This window comes from Undibacterium sp. TJN19 (assembly GCF_049339485.1).
In the GTDB taxonomy this organism is placed as follows: domain Bacteria; phylum Pseudomonadota; class Gammaproteobacteria; order Burkholderiales; family Burkholderiaceae_D; genus Undibacterium.
On sequence record NZ_JBMPPL010000012.1, the window covers coordinates 37,088 to 58,294 of the forward strand.

The window sequence follows — 21,207 nt, forward strand, 5'->3', positions numbered from 1 at the left end:
TCACAAGAGAGAAACAAGTTGCCATTAACAGACCCGGCTAAGCTTTTGCCAATACCGCAGGTGCAATCAGTTTATGGGCGGGGCCGACAAAAAACATATAGGCCCTGCCCAGGTTGTTATGGATATGCACAACCGTCGTTACAACGATGAACTGTTGCCCATCAACGAGCTGTTTGAGTACTGAAACCTGCACATCCAGATGCTTGTCGTCATCACCCAGTATCACTTCATTTTCACTCAGGTAACGTACAGAAAATATGCCGGCCCTGTCACCAACACGATAGGCGCTGGCAGGTTTGCTCACCTTTAAAGACCTCATGCCGCCAAGGTTTTTCAGGCCAAACAGGCCAACGACGCGGTTACGCACACCCATCAAAAAGTTAACCCATGCCGGTGATTTGGCGAAGGTATTCAGATACAGCTGCATGGCCGATATGCCTTCATGCTCAAACGCCAGTTGATAGCTGTCGTAGAAATAGGCACCAGCCACCTTGTTGCTGATTTCGCTGCCAGAGGGAACCGTAATCTCTTTAACGACAGGTTTCATGATTGCACCTGAAATCTTGAGTTTCTGGAAGATGGCGATATTAGCATGAGGGCAATGGCTGGCGGAATAGCCAGCCAGAAACCAGATGCCGGTATCAACACAATGCTGAAGGCACACAATAGAAATATACCTATCCCCAATTTGCGTGCTTCGGGAAAATCCTGTTTCTTCTCCAGCGTCGTAATCGTCAATGCCAGCAGGGCCAGCACCAAGCCGAACAATAAGAACCAGGTCGCGGCAGAGCGTTGCGGATCACGGTTAACGGTGTTGAATACCCCGCGTTCCAGCATGTGCAGAAATACATCGCCATAAATCAAACCTGCGAATAGTGTGTGTACGCCTGCAATGACCAGCAAGCAGGGGCCTATCCATACTTTTCTTGATTTAACTTGCATAGGATGTCCTTTCCTGTAATGAGGATGTGGTGGTCCACGGGTTATCTGTGTTGACAACCGCAGCTATCTTTTTCAGCATATTCATCAAGCCCAGATTGGCGCGGTCGAAATAGGGCATGTCGGCATGGTAGCCAGCAAACTGGCGCGACAATACTTTCCCATGCTGCTTGTCCATGGATTTTGGATACGGCGATTTATTGGCAAAGTCAAATCTGCGTACGCCGTAGGGTTCGATTTTCCATGCATGTAATTCTTTCAGTGCAGGTATGACCTGGGTATCAAAATCTTCTGCCGTAAGGTCTGCTGAAAACAGCCCAAGGTCTATATAGATACGACGCAAGACGAGATTGCGTTGAACTTCATCTGGCATCAACAGGGCACGCCAGCTTTCTGCCATCAACGCACAAAATTCAGGTGAGACAACATTAGTGCAGCCAAAATCCAGCACGCCCAATTGCCCATCCGGCATGAATAAAAAGTTGCCAGGATGCGGGTCTGCATGCACACGCCCCAGCGTATGGACACTGAACCAGAACCAGTCAAACAACAATTGCCCAAAGTGATTGCGTTGTGCCTGGCTGGGTGCTGTCGCCAGCCACGCATCCAGGTGCAGGCCATCCAGTCTTTCCATGGTCAGCACGCGCTTGCTGGACAGTTGATCCAGGCTTTTGGGTATGACTATGCCGGGCAGGGTAGTGCGTTCGCGGAACCAGGCCAGTTCAGCCGCCTCATGTTCATAATCGAGTTCTTCGCCCAGCTTTTGTTCCAGTTCATTCGTCATCCTGTCGATGAGGCTTTTGTCTGGCAGCAGGTCGGTACCGACAGACATGGTCATGAAAATGCCGCGCAACATGCGTACATCACTGCTGATGGAAGCAGCTATGCCCGGGTATTGCACCTTTACCGCCAGCGCCTTGCCATTGGCCAGGCTGGCATGATGTACCTGCCCCAGGCTGGCTGCGGCAAAGGCATGTGGATCGAAGTGGGCAAACAGGTTTTCTGGCGCATCATTGAATTCACGCTGGAACACCTTGTGTATGTGCGCACGGTTCAGAGGCGTCACCTGATGACAACCTTTTGCCAGTTCGCGTCGTATGCCTTCTGGCAAGAAATCAGCTTCCATGCTCAGCAGTTGCGATATCTTCAGCGCACTGCCTTTCAATTGATTAAGGGCGCGAAACAGGATGCGGCCCAGCTGTGCTTCATGCTCTTCCTGTGCAGACGATTTTTCTTCATTGCTACGCATGACCTGCCGTGCCTTGTGCCCCAGGCGGCTGGCGCCGGCATGTGCCAGCGCAAGACCAGTCACAGCAGTGCGCCCCAGTTTGCTGGTAGGTGGAACTTTCACCATTTATGCCCCCATGCCGCGGCGCATCAGCTTCAGTACATCCAGCATGCCAGAACCATTTTGCATGAGTCGTGACAACTGGTTGCGCATTAAAAATCCCGCCAGCTCGGTGAGCTTGTTGACGACCCCACTCTTCAAGGCCATCACTACGATGGCCAGCGTCAGGTCGACCAGTTGTGTCGTATCAGAAAACTCTTCTGACTCGTCCTTGAGCCAATACGCTATCACCGCAAACAGGTAATCGGCAAACAAGCCTCCCAGCATATTCTTGAAGTCACACGGCGCAATCTCGCCACTTTCTTCTGCCATGGTCAGGTAACTGATGATTTCATCTTTCAGCACTTGCTGACCTGGCATGTTGTCGCGCATCATCAGCAACGGGGAACGGCCAACGATGCTACGTGTGATTTCGACAAACTCCCGGTCGCCCAGTAACAATTCCAGCAGCGCATCAACCAGCCTTTGCAGGCGTTCTTGCAGGCTGAACTCTTCCCAGCCCGGCGTTTCCTGCGACATTTCCAGCACGATTTCTATGCTGAGTTCGTAGTAGGCCAGCAAGATTTTTTCCTTGCTGGGAAAGTATTTATAAATTGTCGCATCCCCTATACCCGCTTCACGGGCGATCTGTTTCATCGTGGTGGCGTCATACCCCTTCTCTGTAATCAGATCGACCGCAGTACGTATCAGACTACGCCGGGTTTGCTCTTGCTGGGACTTGGAAGTTTTCATAATCAAGACACGCTATCGTTAAAAATGGAATTCAATGCAGTTAATATATACATTGTTTCTTTAAACAACAAGGTTTACTTGATTAAACGAGAGTTTTTATTGATTAGGAGCGATTGTAGGTTGGGCTACGCTTTATCAGCCCAACACTGGGCCTTTGATAAACGAATACGTGATTTATAAGCCGATCGTTGGGCTGGTAAACCGCAGCCCAGCGAAGCCCGGCCCAACCTACGAGATAAACTCAACCTACCGAGCGAATCCCTGTGAGACCAGGCGCAATCTATCGTACAATTTTCCTTCTTACCCCAACCGCCACCAGGTTGGCAACAAGGCCTGCACATCACTGCGTGCAAAGCGGTCATCGATCAGATATACCACCCCACGGTCACTGGGTTGCCGTATCACACGGCCTGCTGCCTGTACCACTTTTTGCAGGCCAGGATAAAGATAGGCATAGTCGTAACCCGCACCAAAGATCTGCTCCATGCGCAGCCTGATCTGTTCATTGACCGAGTTCATCTGTGGCAAGCCCAGGGTCGCGATGAAGGCACCTATGAGGCGCGTGCCGGGCAGGTCTATGCCTTCACCAAATGAACCGCCCAGCACGGCAAAGGCAATGCCCTGGCTGGTTTCGGTAAATTGCGCCAAAAAATCTGCGCGGTCAGCTTCTTGCATGCGCCGGGTTTGCAGGCGTACGGCGATATCAGGATGTTGCTTGATGAAGCTGTTGCTGACCTGTTCCAGGTAATCAAAGCTGCTAAAAAAAGCCAGGTAGTTGCCGGGCTGTTTCGTATATTGCTGTGCCATCAGTTCAACAATGGGGGCGACAGAATGTGCACGGTCAGCAAAACGTGTGGAAACACTGTCTATGACATGCACGGCAAGCTGGTCAGCGGTGAAAGGTGATTCGACATCGACCCAGGCGGTATTGTCTGGCAAACCCAGGGTGTCGCCATAATAATTCCACGGGCTTAGCGTCGCAGAAAAAAGCGCTGTCGTATGGCTGGCGGCAAAGCGCGGTTGCAAAAACGCCGCAGGCACGATGTTCCTGATGCATAAGACCGATGTACGGTTTTCTTTGCTGATATCAAACAAGGAATGTCCGGCAAAGCTTTCTGCCAGGCGGTTAAACAGCAGGGCATCCATATAGAATTGCTGCAAGTCTGGCGCAAGTTCCGTGGGCTGGTCGGCAAAGAACAGGCCCATATCAGTGCACAGACGGGTCAAGGCAGCCAGCAATTTTTCCGGTATTTCTGCATAACTTGAATAGTCTTGTGACTGTTCTTTTTCCAGTTGCAGCCATACGCGGTACAGGCGGTCCAGCGATTTTTTTAAATCCGCAGGCGCGGCTTTACGCAGGCTTTTCAAATGATGGCGGCTTAGCTCTGCCGTATACATCTGCCGCGCCCGTGTAACCATATTGTGTGCCTCATCAACCAGAACGGCCACCCGCCAGTCATTGACGACGCTTAAGCCAAACAGCAAGGCGTGGATATCAAAATAATAGTTGTAATCGCCAATAATCACATCTGCCCAACGCGCCATTTCCACACTGAGGTAATAGGGACAAACCTGGTGCGCCAGGGCGATTTCACGCAAGCCCTCCTTATCCAGCACTTGATGCGCAGCAGCGGCTGCACGTGCGCCAGGCAGGCGGTCATAAAAACCTTTCGCCAACGGGCAGGCATCGCCATGGCAGGCTGCTTGCAGGTATTCGCAAGCCTTGCTTTTTGCCACCAGTTCCAGCGTGCGCAGACCCAGGTCCGGTGTGCTTTTCTTGATCGTCTCCAGCGCATGCAAAGCCAGTTGCCGCCCCGAAGTTTTTGCCGCCAAAAAGAAAATCTTGTCCAGCCTGTGTTCTGCACTGGCCTTCAACAACGGGAACAAACTACCTATGGTCTTGCCTATGCCTGTCGGTGCCTGCGCCAGTAGGCAGCAGCCCCGGGTGCTGGCCTTGTACATCGCTTCAGCCAACTGCCTTTGCCCCGGCCTGAAATCGGCATGGGGAAAGCGCATGCCTGCCAATGCCTGATCACGCGCAGTGCGGTGCGCAACTTCTTGTGCCGCCCAGGCACAAAAGCGCTCGCATAACTGCGTAAAATAAGCCGCCAGTTCAACAGCGGTGTGTTCCTGTTTCAACAGGGTTTCTTGCTGGCTCTGTATATTGAAATAGACGAGGGCTACCGTGATTTTTTTTAGTCCCAGTTTCTGGCATAGCAAATGTCCATACACTTTGGCCTGCGCCCAATGCAAATGCCGGTGGTTTTCTGGCATGGTATGCAAATCGCCCAGATAGGTTTTGATTTCTTCCACCTGCTGCAAGTCAGGATCGTAACCATCGGCACGGCCACGCACATGCAACAGGCCATGTTCACCTTCCAGTTTTACTTCACGCTGATAAGCAGTCTTTCTGCGCAGCGCCACGGTAGCATGCCCGGCCATGCCTTGCTCGGCAGTGGGCGAGGGCGTAAAGCGCAAATCCAGATCGCCCTGCTTGGCACAAAATTCACACAGGGCGCGCACTGCAATGCGATAACTCACTGCGCAACCTCTTGCCATTCCAGATAGCACACCGTGACCGGCATGTCATGTGTGGCACAAAAATCCAGCCAGCGTTTCTGGTTGTCTTGCAACCTGTCGCCTGGGCCTTTGACTTCTATCATGTGATAGCGCTGTTCCTGCGGCCAGAACTGTATCAGGTCAGGGAAGCCATTGCGGTTAGCCTTGATATCAAACAAGATGCGCGCAAAGCTATGCTTGAGGTGCGCGGCGGGTATGCAGGTCAGTGCCATTTCAAGCACCTCTGCCGTCATCACAGACCAGAATACAAACGGTGACTGCAAACCAAATTTGCCTGCATAGGTTTGCCGCATCGTCTGGCGATAATCGCCACTGTCGAGTTGTGCAAAACAGGCGGCAAAATCATCTGCCCGGCGCGCATGAAAATCAGCACTTAACAAATCCGCAGGTTCACGATGAAAGGGATGAAAAAATACCCCCGGTATTGCCTTGAAAATAGCCGGCCAGCATAGCAGCCCAAACAGCGAATTGATGAGCGCATTTTCCACATAGACCACCGGCGCATCAACACTGTGCAAATGGTCACGCACCACATATTCAACCACATAATCCTGTTCGGGAAAGGGGAGCTGTAAATCTATCCGGGCAGGTGCAGGACTGGCCTGCGGACTCAATTTTTCCAGACCCAGCTTGCGATGCAGGCGCGGTGCAATACGTAGCATTTGCTGGTGTTCTGCCTCGCTTTCTGGTGCCTGTTGCGCCAGCGTCAGCAATTCAAACGCTGCCTGGCTTTGCCCGCTTTTTTCCAGCACGCGTATGGCACGCAGGCGCGCACCCGGGTAAGTGCAACCTGCATACACCTCATGCGCCAGCACCCAGTCTTTTTGTTTTTCAAGGTGCTCACCAACCTGAAACAGCAGACGATTACGACGGCTGGCCAGCCAGCTATTGGCGATGGCAGCTTCGCTCAGTTGTGCCAGCACCTCAGACATGGGTGCCGCCGCATGAAACAGTTCACGACAGGCATGCAGCGCCAGGTAAGCATCAATATCTGCCCGTGATGTAAAACCGCGTGAGGCAGGTGAAAACTCCACCTTTTCATACTGAAAAATGCCCAGGTCAGACAAGACAAATTCAGACCAGTCCTGGTGCAGGTTGCCAAAAAAAATCAACCGCAGGCGATCACACAAAGCCTTGTTCAACACCTGATACGCGCTATCTGCCACATTGCCACAGCCCGTAGACCAGGCAGAAAAAGCCTTGCTAGCCACATGCTGCAAAGCCAGCAAGGCCAGTTGTTCAGCCTTGGGCAATTTTTTTTCAGCAGGCGTCAGGCCAAAAACCACCGCCAGTTCAGGTTTTTGCAATAAACCAAACAAGCCAGCAATATCAAGCTGTGGGTCAGCCTGCACCCAGCCCACGTCCACCAACGCCTGCATGGCGGTTGCGGTGTCACCAATCTCTACATAGTCAAGCTTGCTGGCCCTGAACACACTGGCCTTGCGCATCACCATGCGCACATACAAAGCCCGTGAAGCCTGCGGCAAGCCCGCAAACTGCTGCATGAAGGCTAACTCTTCTGCCGTCAGCAAATCCGCATAACGCCCACCCACCCAGTCCAGAAAGGCCTGGAAGTTTTCAAGGTAGTAAAAAGGATTATCCAGATTGGCAAGCATGAGGCAGGGGATGGCGTTTAAATAACTGTATATGCATACAGTTTAACGCAATGTAGCATGAAGGGTAAACGAGAACTGTGACCAATTCCGTCTGTATTGAAGCTGCAACGGTTAAAATACCGCCACATACTCCTTCCCCTTCAAGTGGGAGGTTGGGATGGGGATGGGTTTCAGTCGAAAACCCCAGGTGCAATTTGCCATCCCATCTGCTCACAATTTCCAAAAGATCAAAAAATGAACAAAGCCGAAGCCATCCAAATCGCCAACGATTCCCTGCAAGCCAACGTCCTCAACGAAGGCAACACCCAATTCTCCCAAGTCGTCCGCTACGGCAACGACGAAGGCTGGTGGCTCAACATCCCCCTGACCAATTTCAGAAAAGAAAACCATTTCCTCATCTGCAGCGAAAAAGCCAAAATCATCCGCCACCTGATGATCAAAGCCAACAACATCCTCAGCCCCGCCACCAAGTTCCGCGTCAAGGACGGCATCGCCGACATCTTCATCTCATCCGCCAACCCCAAACGCCTGACCGATGTGCTGCAAGGCGGGAGTAAGTATAGTTTTAATAAGCATTTGGTGGATGAGCATAGGTATTGAGCTGGGTTAGCCGTCGGCAATAGAATCATTGTAGTAGTACTTATGTATGTAGTCACCGAAGATCTGTTTGGAACTTATTGCCTTTGTATCGGGATTCTTTTTGGCTTTGTCTTCATCAACAATCAGCGGTGTGCCTGTAAGCGCAATCTTGATGGCATTTGGGTCTGACTGGTATAGGTTTGCCAGAAAACTGCCCTTGGGGTTGTAGCTGCGGTGGGCCTCATCCAATATAAAGATGCGCTGAATGTTGATATCGTAGTCTTTAGTGGATAGCACATCGGGGTCATCCTGAAACTTCTGGATATTCACCACAGTGATTTCGGGCTTGCCGGAATGGTTGTGAATTACCTGGGTCGCTTTAATGTCTTTGGCGAAAGCGTCACGGGAACTAATGGTGTGTACAGTCAAGCCGCGCGCGGTGAGGCGCTCGAAAAATGCTCGTCCTAAATCTTCGTTATCAAGCTCAAGTTTAATGTCTTCCAGCAAGCGGTTGATAGCATCCGACTCAATACCCGGATTGATCTTTGATATTGCCGCTTTAAAGTACTCAGGAAAAATGTTGGTGTCCAGATCCCAACTTTGACCCTTAAGCGACAGATATTGATAGCCCAGCCTCATAAGGTGGAGTGTGGTCGGGATTTTTACTCGGCTGTCTTCGTTAAACTTCATAACATTCCTGTTTATTGTTGTGTCAGTTCAAGCAGATCGCATGCTTAACGCTTAAACAGCAGGCAGAGTCTCTCAATAGATTTCAAATCCACTTTTGTGTTGTCTCTTTATAGCGTAAAGTCACCGTGGGGAAATTCTTGTTCTTCGTGATTGCTAAGGGATTTGCAGTTTCTTTATTGAATACAGCATCTTGTCGCAATCAATGGATAGGTTCGCTATTTTTCGTACGTCTTATTAGAGCACAATTATGGGCGCTGAATTGATGGTAGCGCAATTGAATACATGATTTTTCGTCGATTTTCCGCTTTAAGAAATCAGGGCAATCGTGTCATTTTTGCCCGAACTATAGAGTCGATCGAAGAAAAGCAAAAAGGCCCTCACATGGAGGGCCTTACAAATGCTTTTGGTGCCGAGAGCCGGAATCGAACCGGCACGCCTTGCGGCGCGGGATTTTGAGTCCCGTGCGTCTACCTATTCCGCCATCTCGGCAACGCAGACCGAAATTATGACAGAGCTACTTGTTTTTTGCAAGAGTCTGTTGATTCTGGCCTTGCTGGCTTGCTTTGTCCTATTTTCTTTAGCGGGGTTTTCAGGGTTTTGCTTTGCTGGCCCCGCGTGAGGTGGTTTAGCCAGGGTAATCAATATTCACATTCCTGCGCCACATGGCGGGGATGGGGAAGCGTCTTTGTACTATGCGCAGGTAGTACCACAGGCTGAAGGCGACCAGGGCCAGGCTGGTGCTGTTGGCCATCCAGAAACCGGCTGCGCCGTGCAGGAAGGCAGGGCTGATGTGGAAGGGGTCCAGGCCCAGGATGAAGCCGCCACCGAGGCCGCAACCCCAAAGGGCAAAGGCATACAAAATGGTGGGGACGATGGCAATCTTGTAGGCGCGCAGGATGAAAGCGACGGTGACCTGTATCGCATCAAAAATCTGATAGACGGAGATGAAGGTGAACAGCGGCAGCGCAGCGGCGATGATGACGGGGTTGGATGTGTAGGCATGCAAGATCAGGTCACGCGCAAACCAGATGGTAATGCCTATGGGTACGGCCAGCATGGCGGCCAATATGATGCCGGCATTGCCAGTGACACGTGCAGCCTGCATCTGGTTGGCACCAATGGCTTGCGCCACGAGGGTGCCGGTGGCGCTGGCAATGGATAGTGGCAGCATGTATAGAATGGTACCGAAGTTGGCAGTCAACTGGTGGCCTGACACGGCCACTTCGCCCAGTCTGGCGATAAACAGGGCCATGAAGGCAAAGGCGGTCACTTCGATCAGGTAGCTTAAGCCCATGGGTATGCCAAGGTTCAGCAGGCTGCGCAAGGCTGCCCAGTGGGGCTTGACGAAGCCGCTGCCAAACAAGGCAAACAATTCATAATATTTAACGTGTTTCAGCATGAGCCAGGCGGTAACCAGCATAAGCCAGGCATTGACGGCAGTAGCGGCGGCGCAGCCAGGGCCACCCATGGCGGGTATGCCCAGGCCACCAAATATGAACAGGGTGTTCAGGGGGATTTTCATGGCCAGCGCTGCCAGCTGGATAGCCATCACCATCTTAGGGCGGCCTACCGCATTGTTGAGCGCGCCATAGATGCGAAAGCCCAGCGTGGCGGGCAGGGCGATGGCCAAAATTTGCAGATACTGGGCAGCTTTCTGGTTCAGACCGGGTGAAGCCTGCGCGATGGATAGCAGGCTTTGCGGGAAGATCAGTATCAGGCAACCTATGCAGGCGAGGAAAAAGCCCAGCCATACGCCTTGCTTGATCTCTGCGCCTATCTGTTTGAATTTGCGTGCGCCAAACAATTGCCCGACGACGGGTGAGATAGCTTGCAAAATGCCGTTCAGGCCGACGAAGATACTGACGTAAATCGAGATGCCTATCGACAGGGCGGCCAGGTCCGTCGCAGAAAAGCGCGATGTCATGGCGGTGTCTATCACCCCGTTGCCTACCACGGCCATCTGTCCCACCATCATGGGCCATGACAGTGAGGCGATGCGCTTGATGTTGCCGCGTAGCGTGCTGGGGTGTTCGGTCTTCATCTTACTTGCGCTGGTACAGGGTGAACTGTTCGTCTTTGTCGGCGGCCCTGTGGCCAGACCAGATGGCTTTCCATTGTGCTGCCTTGTATTCTGGCGGCAGCGTGGATTCGCGCGAGGCGACCTTGGTATTTTGTATCAGCAGCAGCGGGCAGTTATTGTCAGAAAAACCGGAAAAATGCAACTTGCCAAAATACGCAAACGACGCACGTTGCGAAGGATCGATATTGGCCTGTATGCAGGAATTACTGTCAGGGATGTGCGCTGCCAGTTCTTTTGCCAGCGGCGCATAGCTGACCCGTTGATCAAACCACGACAACCACAGGCTGAGCAATAATACCCAGCTTAAAATGACGCCGCCACTGGAAAGCACAACGGCGCGCCATAATACCGCTGGCTGCCGTGATATGCGCCAATATACCAGGCAGAACCAGGCAACGGTGGCAGTCAGGGCAACGACAAAAACGAAGGGGCTGAAGCTGGCTTGATAACCCGGCACCATCAACACCGCCTTCTTCGCCCATTTCGCTGGCCAGCCGGTTTGTTGTGCTATCCAGACTATCCAGATAAAACTGGCGGCGCCGGTAAACACGATGACTGAAAACCAGTCTACCGCGTTGATGGCGCTGCGTTTCATGGTGGGCAAGCCAAAGGCTGCCAATATGGCCAGCGGCGGCAAAATCGGCAGCAGCAGGCTTTGTTCTGAATTATGGTTGACCACGGCCAACACGATAAAGCAGACCAGAAAGCCGACTGGTAATGAAATGTGCAGGGCTTTTTCTTGCTTGCGCCACGCGTAAATTGCCCAGGCAGCAAAGGGCCAGGCGGGCCAGCTAAACCAGATTCCATTGCGCAGCAGGTAGCTGATGCTGTCGAGGTTAGGTATGCTGAACTGGCGATAATTCCATAACATCCAGGCTTGGTAGGGCGAGCTGTCATAAGGGTGAAACAGGGTAATTGCCGTCAGCCATATACCTGCCACGACGCAGGCAATGGGCAGGGCAATTAAAACCAGTTGCCGCAAAGGCTGGGTTTGCTGGCGATAAGCGCACACCGTCAGCACGCTAAGCCACAAGGCGGTGGGCAAGACCCAGCCACGTGTCAGCACCAGCAGGCCGAGGATGACGCCAATTTTTAAGGCAGTGCGTTTGCTGGGTTCATCCAGCAGGCGGATGCAGAAATACAGGGTGCAGGCGATCAGCGAAATTTGCAGTGATTCGGCACTGGTTTCATGGCTGCGTAACAGCAGACCCAGGCAACCCAGGTAAATCAGCAAGGCGCCATCAGCCAGGGTGCGGCCAAAATCACGCGCTTCAGGCTGGCCGCCAAATGCCAGCTTCAGTGGTTGGGCTTCGGTACGGCGGCCAAGCAGATAGGTGGCATACCAGACCGAGATCGAACCCAGCAAAAAGAAAAAACCGGTACTGAGGCGGGCGGCCATGGGGTCGCCGAAAATTCCGCCAAATAATTTAATGCATATTGCACCCAGCCAGAATGCCAGCGGGCCTTCTTCAGGCATGGGCAATCCCACCACATGGGGCCACAGCCAGTCGGCCAGGGTGCCGTGCGCCATCGTCCACATGATGCCAAAGCCGGCGGCATCATCGCCTTTCCACGGGTCGCGGCCTATCAGGCCGGGCAAGATATAGAGCAGACACAGGGCGAGAATTCCCCAGCGCGGTAGCGCAACTGTAGCGGCGGCTGGAAGTCTTACTGGCTTCATATCTTAATGATGGAAGGAAAGGATGCTTATTGTAGGGTAAAGCAGCAGCAAAAAAGGCAGCCTAAGCTGCCTTTTCTCAAAAATCTTGTGCTGATTACTCGGCGATGGAAGTCTTGGAACCGACTTTGCCGAATTTTTGGCGGAATTTTTCAACGCGGCCAGCAGTATCAACGATTTTATGTTTACCAGTGTAGAAAGGGTGGGATTCTGCAGAAACCTCGATCTTTACCAGTGGGTATTCTTTACCTTCAAATTCCGCTTTGTCGCGGGTATTGATAGTGGAACGTGTGATGAATTTGAAATCATTGGAAACGTCGTGGAACAACACTTCGCGATAATTTGGGTGGATGCCATCTCTCATGCTTGCCTCGAAAATAATGTAGGTAGCCAATAAGCACTTCGTCGGTCGCCTTGCTTCTTGACCCGATTGCATTATCACTTGCCAAAGGTTAAATAGTTGTCTGGATTTCGGGTGTCCAAAATGCCAAGCCGGTGATTATACAACGAAAATTGGGTTTTTTGCGATGGAATGTTGTGGGGGATTGGGGCTTAGCGCAGATAAATATGAGGTGGATAAGTGAGTTTTGAGCGATATGATGTTGTTTTTTGTGTATGTTTTAAACTCTTTTTGTTATGACTTGTATTGGTGTGCAACAAACGCCACTAGGCTCCTGCCTGCGCAGGAGCGACGAATTTGAGTGAATTTTCTTTACGTGGCCCTCTGGTTTTTGTCCTTCTTTTGCCCTTCTCTGTGTCTCGGTGTCTCGGTGTCTCTGTGGCGAGAGGTGTTAAGCCTAATTTCTCCATTCATATCTATCTCCTTCCTCCATCAGCTTGCTAAAATGCCATTTTGCAAACCGAATCTTGAAAGGGAACCATGACAACGAGCTATCTGGGCATGAGTTCAATGTTGCATACAGTGGAAGTGGCTGGTATTTTGGCCTTCGCCAGTTCTGGCTTCATTGAAGCCCGGCGCAAGCGTATGGATGTGGTGGGGGTGTTTACTGTGGCTTTCATTACTGCGTTTGGCGGCGGTACGCTGCGCGATTTGCTGCTCGACAGGCGACCCCTGTTTTGGGTGGAAAACCAGGAATATCCTATCCTTATCTTCGTCTTGTCGCTGATTGCCATCCCGTTCTTGCGTCATTTACGCAAGGCAGTGACAGAGCGCGCGATTGTGTTTGCCGATGCGCTGGGTCTGGGGCTGTTCAGCGTGACCGGGGCTTCGCTGGCGCAGGAAGCAGAAATGCCCATGTTTATCTGTGTGATGATGGGTGTGATTACGGGTATTTTTGGCGGCGTCTTGCGTGACATCATCTGCAATGAGATACCACTGGTATTTCGCCGCAGTCATTTATATGCAACCTGTGCTTTTGCCGGTTGCTGGGTTTACCTGCTATTGAACTGGTTGCAGGTGGCCGAGGCCGCGGCCTTGCTGTTTGGTGTCGGTATCTGTTTTGCACTGCGCATGCTGGCAGTGCGCTTTGACTGGAAATTGCCGGTTTAAAATCGGCTGCGCCTGAACCAGGTGGTAAAGTGAATTAAGCCGCCGCTTTTTGTTCGCATTGTTGCTCAAGTGGCTTTGACTTTTTTAATGGTGGACGGGCCACCAGGCCAGCCATGAAGATGTCGACCATGTCCTCGGCATGCAACATCAGACAATAGGCAGAAGAATCTTCCAGCCATTCATGGACAATGCCGATGACATACGCGTGGATAGCCTGCATGGCAATCCACGTATCAGTGTTGGGATGCAACTGGCCCTGGTCAACGGCTTGCTGGATCATCGCCTGCACTTTGGCCAGGCATTCAACCCGCTTTTCGCTTTCTGCGCTGAAAAAGATCAGCTCACTGTTTTTTTCGCAGCGGTGAAAAATAATGTCGAAGACTTTTTGCTGACGTTCATTGCCAGTGACCAGATTGAGGAAGTGGACATTTAACTGCTTGATTCCCGCCAGCGGGTCTTTGTGCGGAGTGGAAACAATTTCATTGAGCAAGGCTTCCATGGGCAGGAAGGCGCGGTCGCACATGGCCTGGAAGAGGGCGTTTTTATCCTTGAAGTGCCAGTAAATCGCACCACGTGTCATGCCGGCGGCACTGGCAACATCATTGAGTGTGGTACTGGTGACACCTTTTTCGGCGAAGACTTTTTCTGCCGCATCGAGCAGCGTATTATAGGTTTCTTGCGCTTCTTCTTTCGTTTTCCTGACCATTTTTGCTTCCTTTGCGTACACGGCCAATTTTATTTATCGCCGGGTACAATTTTTTTGCTGTCTCTTCGTCATATATAGAGTCACCATAAAATGACATTGCCGAGGGCTGGCCACTTTCTTATTTTCGCTCTGGTGAATAGGTATATATAGACCTTTTTTATATTTGCCAGACCTGCATTGTTACTGATTGATACTGACAATATTTTTTAACGCGGAACTGATACAGATCAAATTTAATGCTGCAAAGCAGAAATTTTTTGTCTGCTTTATACTTGTTATCTTGCTTAAACATTTTGCCCATGCCAACTCACATCACCAGCTTGTCATGAGGCTTTAACCATATCACGCTATAAATAAGCGATTGAGTAATATAGATAAAGATGCGGCACTGTATTCCCATGCAGGTCGCGGATGGCTAGTCCCAATTTTTGTTAATTTAAAAACGGCTCACGAAGAGCTAGCTCAGCGTCAATAAATAAGACCCAGGAAAAATTGCAGCCGCGTTGCGGTGGTTTTTCATAGGTCGGAATAAATCCAGCTTCACCAAAAATCCCTGTCATACCGTAGGGCTGTATAAAAACTTTATTTACAAACATTCGTGAATGTATATAATAGCACACCGCCTTTCCATTTAGAAGAAAGAATCTCCTATGCGCTCCCCTGCAAAACCAATAACAAATGTATTTAAGCTATCTTCGATGACAAGTCATATGACACAGGCCTTGCCTGCTCTGCGTATTGTCGCTGTCGCCCTGCCTTTGCTGGTGCTGGCAGCGTGTGGTGATAAAGGCGCAGCAAATGCCGGTGGCCCGGGCAAAATGCCGCCGCCTGAAGTGAATGTGGTTACAGTGCAGCCCCGCAACCTGGGTATGGATTTTGAATATGCGGCGCAAACCGCAGGTTCACGCGAAACTGAAGTACGTGCACGTGTTGCCGGTATTTTGGAAAACCGTCTGTATGAAGAAGGTTCCCGCGTCAAGGCAGGCACAGTTCTGTTCCAGATCGATCAGGGCGCTTACCGTACACAACTGGCATCTGCTGAAGCAGCCGCTGGTGTAGCTGAAGCCAAACTGAACCAGGCCAAACGTGAATTTGCCCGCCTGACGCCATTGGCGGCAGAAAAAGCCATCAGCCAGAAAGAGTTTGATGATGCCAAGTCTGCACTGGAAACCGCTGAAGCCAGTCTCAAGCAAGTGCAGGCACAGGTCAATGAAGCCAAACTCAATCTGGGTTATACCCGTGTCGTGGCACCTATCGACGGTGTGACTGGTGTCGCTGCCAAATCCAACGGCAGCCTGGTCACTGCGGCGGATAGTTTGCTGACCACCATCGTGCAGACAGACCCTGTGTATATCAACTTCAGCGTACCAGAAGCGGATTACCTGAAACTGAGCAAGGATGTCGGCGCTGGCAAGATTGCCCTGCCTGGCAAGAAAACCAATAACGGCAGCCTGGCTTTTGATGTGCAGTTGAAACTGGCTGACGGCAGCATGTCACCAGTCACAGGCAAAATGAATTTTGTCAGTGAAAAAGTGAACCCTAACACTGGTGGTTTTGATGCCCGTGCCCAGGTCGCGAACCCTGATGGTACTTTGCGTCCAGGTCAATTCGTGCGCGTGATATTGAGTGGTGCTACCCGCAGTGCCGCCATTGCGATACCGCAACGTGCGGTAATTGACAGCCCCATGGGCAAGATCGTATTCACCGTGTCGCCTGACAACAAACTGGTGCCAAAACCGGTTGAACTCGATGGCTGGTCACATGGTGAATGGATAGTAACCAAGGGTTTGCAAGGTGGCGACCGTGTATTGGTGGATGGTTTCATCAAAGCGCATGATCCTGGCATGACGGTAACGCCAGTGGCGATTACGGCCAAGTCGGCAACGCAGGCGGCCCCAACTGGCGCGCCACCAGGCGCCCCGGCGGCTGATGGCAAACCTGCGGCTTCCAGTGCGGCGGCTTCAGCGCCAGCAGCATCGGCAGCCGCCAGCGTCGAGGCAAAACACTAAGCCCTATATCTAAGCGCCATATAAGCTTTATAGATAAGCCAAAGTATTAAGCTGGAAATTCGCTGCATAACAAAGCTAAGGCTACAAGGAATAATTCATGTTCTCAAAATTTTTTATTAACCGGCCGATCTTCGCGACTGTCTTGTCGCTGATCATCGTGCTGGCCGGTCTGGCCGCCTTGCGCGTCCTGCCGATTTCGCGCTACCCCGAGATTTCTCCGCCGGTAGTGAATGTGACTGCGGTCTACCCAGGTGCGTCTGCCGAAGTGGTTGAACGTACTGTTGCCGGCCCTATCGAAGAACAGATCAACGGCGTGGAACACATGCTGTATATGGATTCGGTTTCTTCTGCTGACGGTCGTGTATCGATCAACGTCACGTTTGAAGTCGGCACCGATCTTGACATCGCTGCGGTTAACGTCAACAACCGTGTACGTCAGGCAGATGCCAAGTTGCCGCAAGAGGTAAGGCGTCAGGGTGTTACAGTGTCCAAGAGCTCGTCCAACTTCCTGGTCGTTGCTGCCTTATTCTCGCCAGATAACCGCTACGACGCACTGTTCTTGTCAAACTATGCAACGCAAAACGTGCTGGATGCCCTGAAGCGTGTGCCAGGTACCACCAATATCCAGATCTTCGGTGCAAAAGATTATGCAATGCGTATCTGGATGCGGCCTGACCGCATGGCGCAAATGGGTGTGACTGTGAATGATATTGCCACCGCCATTACCGAGCAAAATGCCCAGTATGCCGCCGGTAAAGTTGGTGCACCACCTAACAATACTGAAGAACTGACGATGACAGTGACTGCCAAAGGCCGTTTGCTGGAACCATCTGAATTTGCCAATATCATCATCAAATCGGCTAAGGGCGGTTCTGCTGTCCGTATCAGCGATGTTGCCCGTGTTGAACTGGGTTCCAAGGATTACAACCTTTATGGTCGCGTCAATGGACACCCGTCAGCCAATATCGGTGTGTTCTTGCAGACTGGTGCGAATGCGCTGGAAACCCGCAAGGCAGTCGAGAAAACCCTGCAAGACCTGAAAGCGAAATTCCCTGAAGGTATGGAATACGCGACACCTTACGACACGACACCTTTCGTTACTGAATCCATTTCCGAAGTGCTGAAAACCCTGGCTGAAGCGATGGTACTGGTGTTTATCGTGGTGTACCTGTTCCTGCAAAGCTGGCGTGCCACCATCATCCCTACACTGGCTGTGCCTGTGTCGCTGATCGGTACCATGGCAGGTTTGCACTTGCTGGGTTACAGCATCAACACGCTGACACTGTTCGGTATGGTGCTGGCGATTGGTATCGTGGTGGATGATGCGATCGTGGTGCTGGAAAATGTCGAGCGCCTGATGAACGAAGAAGGCATGTCGCCGAAAGATGCGGCCATTGAAGCCATGCATGAAGTAACCGGCCCGGTTATTGCGATTGTGCTGGTACTGGTTGCCGCATTTGGCCCTATCGCTTTCCTGGGTGGTCTGGCTGGTGAATTGTACCGTCAGTTCTCGGTCACGATTTCTATTGCTGTGGTCTTGTCCGGTATCGTTGCTTTGACCTTGACGCCAGCTTTGTGCGCTATTTTGCTCAAACCAGGTTCAGAAAATCATAACCGTTTCTTCACATGGTTCAATGGCGCCTTCCTGCGTCTGACCAAGAGTTACACCAATGGCGTTACCTTCTTCATGAAGCGCGCTGTATTGGGTATCGCACTGGTGCTGGGCATGGTTGCCCTGACTGGTTTGTTGTGGAAGAACGTACCTGGCGGTTTGGTGCCAGATGAAGATCAAGGTTATTTTATCGGTGCTGCGATCATGCCTGATGGTGCTTCACTGGACCGTACCGACGCGATGGTACGTGAGGTTGAGTCCATCATGAAAACCAACAAGAATATCGATACCACTTTTGCTCTGGTCGGTCTGGATTTCCTGGGCGGTGGCGGTTTGAAATCTTCTGCTGCAACGATGTTCTTCCCGCTGAAACCATGGGAAGAACGTCACCAGTCTGCCCAGCAGATGGTAGGCGAAAGCTATATGAAAACCGGCCGTATCAAGGAAGGCCTGCCTTTGTTCTTTGCCCCGCCTGCCATTCAGGGCCTGGGTCAGACCGGTGGTTTTGAGTTCTATCTGCAAAATGCAGGCGAAGGTGGTGTCAAACGCCTGGCGCAGTTGCTGCCTTTGTTGATCGCTGAAGCCAACAAGCAGCCAGAGCTGGCAGGCGTCAAAACCTTGTGGCAAGCCAATTCACCACAGTTGTATGTGGACGTGGACAATGAAAAGGCCCGCTCCATGGGTGTAGCCTTGTCCGATGTCTATAACACGCTGGCAGCCACCATGGGTAGCTACTACGTCAATGACTTCAACAAGAACGGCCGTATCTATACCGTGCAGTTGCAGGCAGAAGGACAGTATCGCGCCAAGCCAGATGATATCGGCAGCATGTATGTACGTTCTGCCACTGGTCAGATGATACCGGTACGTGCATTTACGACAGTGAAATTCGTTACCGGGCCTGATTCCGTGCAGCGTTTCAATGCCTTGCCATCGATCAAATTGCTGGGTGACGCCAAGCCAGGTTTCAGTTCTGGCCAGGCGATTGCAGCGATGGAACGTGCAGCGAAAAACGTTTTGCCTGCTGACGTTGTCTACGACTGGGGTGGTGCATCCTTCCAGGAAAAACGCAGCAGCAATGCCGCGGGTCTTGCCCTGGGTGCTGGTGTACTGATGATTTTCCTGATTCTGGCAGCACAGTATGAAAAATGGTCTTTGCCGTTCTCGGTCTTGCTGGCCATGCCTTTCGGTATCTTTGGTGCCCTGATGGCGGTGTACCTGCGTCACTTCAACAATGACGTGTACTTCCAGATCGGCCTGGTCACGCTGTTAGGCTTGTCCGCCAAAAATGCGATTCTGATTGTGGAATTTGCGGTCATGAAAGTGCATGAAGGTTATGCACCTGTGGCAGCAGCGCTGGAAGCAGCACGTCTGCGTTTCCGTCCGATTCTGATGACTTCGCTGGCGTTTATCCTGGGTGTGGTACCACTGGCGTTTTCTCACGGTGCAGGTGCGGCTGCACGTCAATCACTGGGTACCGGTGTATTGGGTGGCATGCTGGGCGCGACTTTCCTGGCGATTTTCTTTGTGCCCTTGTTCTTCAAGCTGATCAATGACAAGCGCCTGAAAACAACCGATGAAGATTTCGAACACCCAGTGCATATTTTGCACAATGCTCCACCAGCAGATGTGAAGGAATAATAATGTCTGGATATAAAATTGTCTTAAGCACACTCACCGCCAGCCTGGTGCTGGCCGGGTGTGCATCGGTTGGCCCCGATTATCAAAGGCCAGCACTGGAAACACCAGCCAGCTTTGCGATTGCCACAAAAAACAAAGTGGCAGCAGTGGATTACATCAACTGGTGGAAAAGTTTTCAGGACCCTGTACTCAATAGCTTGCTGGATGAGGCCGCCGCCAATAACCAGGATCTGGTATTGGCAGCAGGGCGTATAGAAGAAGCGCGTGCGCTGGCAATTGGTGCAAACTCCAATCGTTATCCGACGGTGGATGGCACGCTTTCAGGTGCGCGCAGCCGTACCAGCGAAAACGCAGGCAAGCTAGGTACTGGCGTCAACCCTATCAGCAAGGACTTTCAGGTTGGCTTGACCGCTTCTTACGAAATTGATTTCTGGGGCAAGCTTGCGCGTGCAGATGAAGCCGCACGTGCCCGTCTGTTGTCGCAAGAAGCCAATCGTGGCCTGGTACAAAGCACCTTGTATGCCAATATCGCCCAAGGCTATTTCAGCTTGCGCGCCAATGACGCACAACTGGCTTTGGCTGACTCGACACTAAAAACCCGTCAGGAAAACCTGCGTCTGCAACAGAAGCGCCAGAATGCCGGTGCTTCCAGTGACCTGGATTTGCATGTGGCTGATTCAGAAACTGCGGCTGCTGAAATCAGTTATGCTCAGGCCAAACAGGCTTTGTCGAATAGTGAATCGGCACTGGCTGTATTGCTGGGGCGCTCTGCTACCGCGATTACAAATCCTGTCATCGCGCGCGGCAATGCAATAGACGGTTTGTATCAGCAACTGAGCATGCCATCAGATCTGCCATCTGATTTGCTGAACCGTCGTCCTGATATTTTGGCGGTTGAGCAAAACCTGGTGGCGGCAAATGCCGATATCGGTCAGGCCAAGGCACAGTACTTCCCCAGCGTGAAGCTGACCACCACAGCCGGTTATGAATCCCGCGTTTTCCAGGATTTGCTGAACCCGGCATCCCTGTTATGGAACCTCGGTGCCAACCTGGCACAACCGATATTCCGTGCCGGTGCGATTGGTGCGGTCGTGTCGGGCGCTGAAGCACGCAAGACCCAGGCGCTGGCGCAGTATGTACAAGCCGTGCAAGGGGCTTTCCGTGATGTGCATGACGCGCTTAATAACACGGAGGCGAACGAGCAGGTTAATGCTTCCAGTGAACGTCGTGTCGTCGCTTTGAAAGACTCGTTGCGGCTGGCAGATCTGCGCTACAAAAACGGCTATAGCAGCTACCTTGAAGTTCTGAATGCGCAAAGGGATTTATTCCAGGCGCAGTCCAGTCTCATCGATACCAAGCGTGCGCATCTGTCCGCTATCGTCAGTATCTATAAAGCTGTCGGTGGTGGCTGGAGCAAACCTGAAAGCCTGGCCAGTAAATAAACTGTTGAACCAACAGGTGAAAAATAGCTGAAGCAGTGTGGGCCG

General features: G+C 51.8%; 17 protein-coding genes and 1 tRNA gene. 5 read left to right on the forward strand and 13 right to left on the reverse strand.

Annotated features, from left to right (window positions below; translation table 11 throughout):
- Positions 1-37 precede the first annotated feature (37 nt).
- From ACO0LH_RS24030 to ACO0LH_RS24055, 6 genes are all read right to left on the reverse strand, one after another.
- On the reverse strand, positions 38-547 hold the full coding sequence (locus tag ACO0LH_RS24030) for a DUF2867 domain-containing protein (protein ID WP_422943677.1): 510 nt from the start codon (positions 545-547) through the stop codon (positions 38-40).
- Positions 544-942: a DUF6463 family protein gene (locus tag ACO0LH_RS24035; protein WP_422943678.1), complete on the reverse strand. Its 399-nt coding sequence runs from the start codon at positions 940-942 to the stop codon at positions 544-546. Before ACO0LH_RS24035 ends, ACO0LH_RS24030 begins: the two co-directional genes overlap by 4 nt.
- The gene (locus ACO0LH_RS24040) at positions 932-2,293 is read right to left on the reverse strand and encodes an ABC1 kinase family protein (protein ID WP_422943679.1); all 1,362 of its coding nucleotides are present in this window, start codon (positions 2,291-2,293) and stop codon (positions 932-934) included. The genes ACO0LH_RS24035 and ACO0LH_RS24040 overlap by 11 nt, the downstream gene beginning before the upstream one ends.
- Complete coding sequence (locus ACO0LH_RS24045; RefSeq protein WP_422943680.1) at positions 2,294-3,019, reverse strand: TetR family transcriptional regulator; 726 nt, start codon at positions 3,017-3,019, stop codon at positions 2,294-2,296.
- 300 nt (positions 3,020-3,319) lie between these two features.
- The gene (locus ACO0LH_RS24050; protein ID WP_422943681.1) at positions 3,320-5,578 is read right to left on the reverse strand and encodes an ATP-dependent DNA helicase; all 2,259 of its coding nucleotides are present in this window, start codon (positions 5,576-5,578) and stop codon (positions 3,320-3,322) included.
- Complete coding sequence (locus ACO0LH_RS24055) at positions 5,557-7,215, reverse strand: VRR-NUC domain-containing protein (RefSeq protein WP_422943682.1); 1,659 nt, start codon at positions 7,213-7,215, stop codon at positions 5,557-5,559. Before ACO0LH_RS24055 ends, ACO0LH_RS24050 begins: the two co-directional genes overlap by 22 nt.
- Positions 7,216-7,449: 234 nt before the next feature.
- On the opposite strand from ACO0LH_RS24055, the gene ACO0LH_RS24060 reads away from it, so the two are divergent.
- Positions 7,450-7,815, forward strand: coding sequence for a hypothetical protein (locus ACO0LH_RS24060; protein WP_110257271.1), 366 nt, complete (start codon positions 7,450-7,452; stop codon positions 7,813-7,815).
- A gap of 6 nt (positions 7,816-7,821) precedes the next feature.
- On the opposite strand, the gene ACO0LH_RS24065 is transcribed toward ACO0LH_RS24060, so the two are convergent.
- From ACO0LH_RS24065 to ACO0LH_RS24085, 5 genes are all read right to left on the reverse strand, one after another.
- Positions 7,822-8,484 carry a DEAD/DEAH box helicase family protein gene (locus ACO0LH_RS24065; protein ID WP_422943683.1) on the reverse strand — a complete coding sequence of 221 codons (663 nt, stop codon included), beginning with the start codon at positions 8,482-8,484 and terminating at the stop codon, positions 7,822-7,824.
- A 404-nt stretch (positions 8,485-8,888) separates the two neighbouring features.
- Positions 8,889-8,973 (reverse strand) — tRNA-Leu (locus ACO0LH_RS24070).
- 136 nt (positions 8,974-9,109) lie between these two features.
- On the reverse strand, positions 9,110-10,525 hold the full coding sequence (locus ACO0LH_RS24075) for an MATE family efflux transporter (protein ID WP_422943684.1): 1,416 nt from the start codon (positions 10,523-10,525) through the stop codon (positions 9,110-9,112).
- Position 10,526: 1 nt separating this feature from the next.
- Positions 10,527-12,245, reverse strand: a complete 1,719-nt coding sequence (locus ACO0LH_RS24080; RefSeq protein ID WP_422943685.1) for an ArnT family glycosyltransferase — start codon at positions 12,243-12,245, stop codon at positions 10,527-10,529.
- Between the two features lie 94 nt (positions 12,246-12,339).
- Complete coding sequence (locus tag ACO0LH_RS24085; protein WP_422943686.1) at positions 12,340-12,606, reverse strand: type B 50S ribosomal protein L31; 267 nt, start codon at positions 12,604-12,606, stop codon at positions 12,340-12,342.
- Positions 12,607-13,122: 516 nt separating this feature from the next.
- On the opposite strand from ACO0LH_RS24085, the gene ACO0LH_RS24090 reads away from it, so the two are divergent.
- The gene (locus tag ACO0LH_RS24090; protein WP_422943687.1) at positions 13,123-13,752 is read left to right on the forward strand and encodes a trimeric intracellular cation channel family protein; all 630 of its coding nucleotides are present in this window, start codon (positions 13,123-13,125) and stop codon (positions 13,750-13,752) included.
- A 34-nt stretch (positions 13,753-13,786) separates the two neighbouring features.
- On the opposite strand, the gene ACO0LH_RS24095 is transcribed toward ACO0LH_RS24090, so the two are convergent.
- Both ACO0LH_RS24095 and ACO0LH_RS24100 read right to left on the reverse strand, forming a co-directional pair.
- Entirely contained in the window at positions 13,787-14,458 is a 672-nt protein-coding gene (locus ACO0LH_RS24095) for a TetR family transcriptional regulator (RefSeq protein ID WP_422943688.1), read from the reverse strand.
- A 431-nt stretch (positions 14,459-14,889) separates the two neighbouring features.
- Complete coding sequence (locus tag ACO0LH_RS24100) at positions 14,890-15,054, reverse strand: hypothetical protein (RefSeq protein WP_422943689.1); 165 nt, start codon at positions 15,052-15,054, stop codon at positions 14,890-14,892.
- Positions 15,055-15,156: 102 nt separating this feature from the next.
- On the opposite strand from ACO0LH_RS24100, the gene ACO0LH_RS24105 reads away from it, so the two are divergent.
- The 3 genes from ACO0LH_RS24105 to ACO0LH_RS24115 all read left to right on the forward strand — a co-directional run bounded on the left by ACO0LH_RS24105 (position 15,157) and on the right by ACO0LH_RS24115 (position 21,162).
- On the forward strand, positions 15,157-16,467 hold the full coding sequence (locus tag ACO0LH_RS24105; protein ID WP_422943690.1) for an efflux RND transporter periplasmic adaptor subunit: 1,311 nt from the start codon (positions 15,157-15,159) through the stop codon (positions 16,465-16,467).
- A gap of 97 nt (positions 16,468-16,564) precedes the next feature.
- Positions 16,565-19,720: an efflux RND transporter permease subunit gene (locus ACO0LH_RS24110; protein ID WP_422943691.1), complete on the forward strand. Its 3,156-nt coding sequence runs from the start codon at positions 16,565-16,567 to the stop codon at positions 19,718-19,720.
- Between the two features lie 2 nt (positions 19,721-19,722).
- A complete protein-coding gene (locus ACO0LH_RS24115) occupies positions 19,723-21,162 on the forward strand; it encodes an efflux transporter outer membrane subunit (protein WP_422943692.1) in 1,440 nt (479 codons plus the stop codon).
- Positions 21,163-21,207: the final 45 nt, after the last annotated feature.